The 4,688-nt window shown below is 57.3% G+C and carries 6 protein-coding genes; 2 read left to right on the top strand and 4 right to left on the bottom strand.

Annotated elements, in window-relative coordinates; all coding sequences use genetic code 11:
- Together AC222A_RS18710 and AC222A_RS18705 are read right to left on the bottom strand one after the other, a co-directional pair.
- On the bottom strand, window positions 1–474 hold a 474-nt coding region (locus tag AC222A_RS18710; RefSeq protein WP_486775437.1), incomplete at its 3' end, for a DUF6351 family protein.
- Between the two features lie 118 nt (window positions 475–592).
- A complete protein-coding gene (locus tag AC222A_RS18705) occupies window positions 593–1,087 on the bottom strand; it encodes a hypothetical protein (protein ID WP_372750074.1) in 495 nt (164 codons plus the stop codon).
- 157 nt (window positions 1,088–1,244) lie between these two features.
- Here AC222A_RS18705 and AC222A_RS18700 point away from each other — a divergent pair, with 157 nt between their 5' ends.
- Window positions 1,245–1,751 (top strand): GNAT family N-acetyltransferase, encoded by a 507-nt coding sequence (locus AC222A_RS18700; protein WP_372750073.1) that lies wholly within the window; start codon window positions 1,245–1,247, stop codon window positions 1,749–1,751.
- Window positions 1,748–2,152 carry an MAPEG family protein gene (locus AC222A_RS18695; protein WP_372760273.1) on the top strand — a complete coding sequence of 135 codons (405 nt, stop codon included), beginning with the start codon at window positions 1,748–1,750 and terminating at the stop codon, window positions 2,150–2,152. The genes AC222A_RS18700 and AC222A_RS18695 overlap by 4 nt, the downstream gene beginning before the upstream one ends.
- Before the next feature lie 33 nt (window positions 2,153–2,185).
- Here AC222A_RS18695 and AC222A_RS18690 read toward each other — a convergent pair whose 3' ends face one another.
- On the bottom strand, window positions 2,186–2,470 hold the full coding sequence (locus AC222A_RS18690; RefSeq protein ID WP_372782094.1) for a YheV family putative zinc ribbon protein: 285 nt from the start codon (window positions 2,468–2,470) through the stop codon (window positions 2,186–2,188).
- Window positions 2,467–4,476, bottom strand: a complete 2,010-nt coding sequence (locus tag AC222A_RS18685; protein WP_486775436.1) for a M3 family metallopeptidase — start codon at window positions 4,474–4,476, stop codon at window positions 2,467–2,469. The genes AC222A_RS18690 and AC222A_RS18685 overlap by 4 nt, the downstream gene beginning before the upstream one ends.
- Window positions 4,477–4,688: the final 212 nt, after the last annotated feature.

The following is a 4,688-nucleotide window of genomic DNA, read 5'->3' as shown; positions in this document are numbered from 1 at the left end:
GGAATCGCCACTGCCCACGGCCGCCTGAAGGGTATTAGCACCATCCACTAGGTTGCTGACCAGCGCCCGCAACTCACCGCTAGCGCTGTCGGTAGTAAACACTGGCGAAATAGCCGTGCCGTTCAAGGTCAGGCGCGGGCTATCACCGGCAGGCACACCGCGCAACGCAATCAAGACGTCGCCACCAGATACCGCATCCGGAAAGGTGGATAGTGTAATAAGCTCTATTTCACCGGCAGGCAGGGCCGGGGTTGCACGAGTGTGCAAATCAACAGCTGAAAATTCCTGCGAAAAAACAGGCGCGTTTTCTCCACCCCCGCCATCACCCCCGATACCGCCACCATTGCCCCGTGAGTCAACACTGCCCGGCAGAATGGGTGGCGGGGCATTATTGGAGCGCCTATCCGCCTCATTGCAGGCGGCGATGGTAAAACCACAGAGCAAAACCACAACCAAGCGACATACCCGTTTCATGACAGCCTCATTATATTTGTTAGCGTCCACCGGCGACCTGGGTACCGCGCCGCTGGAACAGCTGAATGTTTACACCTGACAAATCAATTTGCCACGACGGCGACAAATTTTCTCCTGATTACGTGGCGGCGCGATCTACCGGTGGCAAATCTTTGCGAACCAGCGCCCAAACAACTAATGGCAGCTCCAGCACCACACCGAGAAAAACCAGAAATAACACCACACCGCGGGCCACGTGAGTCGCCAGCTCTCCCTCTGGCAGATAACTGAAGAACAGCCACACAGCAACACCCGTAGGAATAAAGCCCATTATCGACATCAGCAGAAACTGCGGCCGGTTGTTTAGCTTCGAGTCGTACACAAAATTGGAAAAGGACGTCAGGCTAGTGCCGGAACGCATCACACTGCGCCCCAGCCTACCGCCCAGAATATGCCCCCATTCATGAGCCGTGTGGGCACAAAAGCCCAGGCCCGCACCCAGCACCACGCCGGTGAAATCGGCTATTGGTCCGGTGCCCGCCGAGTGGCGTGAAAACAGCCACCAGCCAATAATGGCCAGCGTCACAATGGCGCCATCACGCAGCGCCAACTTGGCAAAACCCACTTCCTGCATTTTTATTCTCCGTTATGAGGGAGCAATCATACGGGCAAGCAGGGCGGTCAGGTCAATGCCAGAATGGGCCGTCACTATCGCGGGGCACGGCGTCGGACCCATGACTTTCCCGGGAAGGTATGCCATAACGACCTTTTCACGCTAGGCAACCGACCGTATGACAGAGCTTCTGATACGCAAAGCCACCGTCACCGATGTGCCCACCATCCGCAGCCTGATTCAGGAGCTGGCCATTTACGAAAAGCTGGAACCGGAAATGCGGGCGACAGAGGCACAGCTGGCAACCGCACTGTTTTCCGACACGCCGGATGCCGAAGTGGTGATGGCCGAGTACAAGGGAGAAGCGGCGGGCTTCGCCTTGTTTTTTCACAACTTTTCCACCTTTGTCGGCAAGCGGGGGCTCTATCTGGAAGACCTGTTTGTACGGGAACATTTGCGCGGCAAGGGCATTGGGTTTGCCCTGATCAGCCACCTCGCCAAACTGGCACTGGAACGCGACTGCGGCCGACTCGAATGGAGTGTGCTGGACTGGAATACACCCGCCATCGATTTCTACCGGGCAATAGGCGCCCAGGGGATGAACGGATGGACCACGCAGCGGTTGAGCGACGATGCGCTGCACGCACTGGCCAGCTCAGCGTTACCGGAGACAAGCTCACCATGACAACACTACTTGTTGACTATGCACCTGCCATTTCCGCACTCGGTGTACTTGCGCTGCTGATGGTGATTCAGACGTTGGTACTCGATGTTACCGGCATTCGGCGCAAGCATCCGCCGGGAACGCCAGTGCTCAGCGGGCCCGACGATTTTCTGTTTCGCGCCACGCGCGCCCATGGCAACAGCAATGAGAACCTACCCACCGCGCTGGCAATCCTGAGCTTCTGTTTTATCGTGGGCGCCAGCCCTGCATGGATCAATAATCTGATGTTACTTTTCGTGGCAGCCAGAGCGGGGCATATGCTGTGCTATTACCTTGATCTGCGCATGGCACGCAGCATCAGTTTCGGCGTAGGCCTGCTCGCAATGATTGGCATGCTGATCAGTGGTTTTGCCGCGCTATAACCCTACAAGTGATCATGTGCCCCCCCTTGGAGCTCAGTGATCACGGCGAGAGCGCCCATCTTTGGGGTCGAGCAGATTGACCACCTGCACCTCGTCCTCATGGGCCAGAGGTTTTTCACCAATACGGGGCTGATTGACCCGGGTCTGCACTTCCTCAGGTGCCCCGTCGTCGCGAATGGTTTCCTTAAAGCCGCAGCGCACGCATTCACGCACCTGCTCGGTGTCGCTAACGCGATACATCACCGTCTTGTCCATCTCCGCGCATTTGGGGCAAACCGCGCCGGCAATAAAGCGGCGCGGGCGGTATTCAGTGCTCATGCGGCATCCTCCAGTATCCCGGCGTCGCGCAGCAGCGGCTCGAGCTGCGGATCGCGACCACGAAAATCCCTGAACAACTGCATAGGGTCTGCGGAGCCACCTCTGGACAGCAGCTTGTCCAGAAATTCCTGGCCCAGTTCGCGGCTCATTACGCCCTCTTCGGCAAAGCGGGAAAATACGTCGGCCGACAGCAATTCCGCCCATTTGTAGCTGTAGTAACCGGCCGCGTAGCCACCGGCAAATATATGGGAAAAACCGTGTTGGAAACGATTGAATGCGGGCACCGGGTACACCGCCACCTCGCTGCGCACGCTGTCCAGCAAAGTCTGAATTTCATCCGCCGTCTGGGGTGCGGGGCGCGCATGCAACTGCATATCAAATAAAGCAAATTCCAGCTGCCGTACCATCTGCAGCCCGGACTGAAAGTTTTTCGCCGCCAGCAGCTTCTGCAGCATATCTTCCGGCAACGGCTCGCCAGTTTCATAGTGGGCGGAGATCATCGGGATCACCTCGGGCTGCCAGCACCAGTTTTCCAACAACTGACTGGGCAGCTCTACCGCATCCCAGGCCACACCATTGATGCCCGACACCGCCAGCACGTTTACCTGTGTCAGCATATGGTGCAGGGCGTGGCCAAATTCGTGGAAGAGGGTCGTCACATCGCTGTGCGTGAGCAGGGAAGGGCGCTTGCTGGTGGGCGGTGTAAAGTTGCAAGTGACAAAAGCCACCGGCAATTGATTCTCGCCGTTTACCTCGCGGCGGCCACAGAAATTGGCCATCCACGCACCGCCGCGTTTGTTGGCACGGGCAAACAGGTCGGTATAGACCGTGGCTACCGGTTCGCCATCGCGCAGCAGGTGATAGCAGCGGGCGTCCTCGTGCCACAGGTCAGCCGATTCATCGCGCTCATAGGTAATGCCAAATAGCTGGCCAGTGACCTTGAACAGGCCCTCCTGCACCGTTTCCGCAGGGAAATAGGGCTTCAGCTCTTCTTGGGAAATGGCATAGCGCTCGGTGCGCAACTGCTCGCTGTAGAACGGCACATCCCAGGCCTGCAGGTCGCTACAGCCCTTCTTGGTGGCAAAGGCCTTCAGCTCATCAAACTCCGCACGGGCGCGCGGTAGGCTTTTCTCCGCCAGCTCGCGCAGAAAATCCATTACCCGCTGGGGGCTTTCCGCCATTTTCGGTGCCAGCGATACTTCTGCGTAATTGGCATACCCAAGTATCTGGGCAAGCTCCGCACGCAGCTGCAGAATCTCGACCATTACCGCGCTGTTGTCCCATTCACCGGCCTTGGGGCCTTGGTCTGAAGCACGGGTGCCGTAGGCCTCGTAAAGCTCTCGGCGCAGTTCCCGGTTTTCGGCGTATTGCATGACCGGCAGATAGGCCGGTACATCCAGCGAAATCACGTAGCCGTCCAGCTCCTTGGCCTTGGCAGCATCGGCGTAGCCTTCCAGCGCCGACTCGGGCACACCCGCCAGCTCCGCAGCATCTGTAACATGTTTGAACCAGCCCTGGGTGGCATCGAGCACCTGATTCTGGAACGTGGTCGACAGCTCACTGAGGCGCAAGCGAATTGCCTTGAAGCGCTCCTTGGCCTCGCCTTCCAGCGCCACACCGGCAAGGCGAAAATCCCGCAGCAGATGCTCTAGCCCCGTGCGTTGCTCTGGTGACAACTTAATATCACTGCTAGCCAAAGCCTCAGCCTGATCATAGAGCGCCCGGTTCTGACCCACCTCGTTGCCGTAGGCAGTCAGTTTCGGCTGGCACTCGGCATACACCTCGCGCAATTCCGGGCTGTTCATCACGCCGTTTAGGTGGCTGATAACCGACCAGAATTTGTCAATCCGGTCATCCAGCGCCTCCAATCGGCCCAGCAATTGCTCCAGATCAGCCGTTTCCAGCTTGGCAATCTCGGCCCGGGCCTCATCCAGCAGGGAATCCAGCTGGGCAGGTACCTTGTCCAGTTCCACGCCGGCAAAATCCGGTAGTACACATAGCGACATAGTGTTCTCAGGTATTGGTTTAAAGGGGGTATTGTAACGCGGGGAGTGGGGGTGTTGTATTAGCTAATGAACTGGACAAATTATTATGTTTTCCGGATCAGGCTGAAATTCACTTTCTACAAAATTAAGAGTTCTGGCCCTACTGACTAATTGCCGAATTAGTGAGTATCATTTCAATAACTAGGCATCAGTGTCTCTCAAATTGCACAAGT

It is taken from the genome of Litorivivens sp. (genome assembly GCF_057445395.1).
Note: the sequence above shows the minus strand (reverse complement) of the source record. Positions and strands in the feature narration are given on the sequence as shown.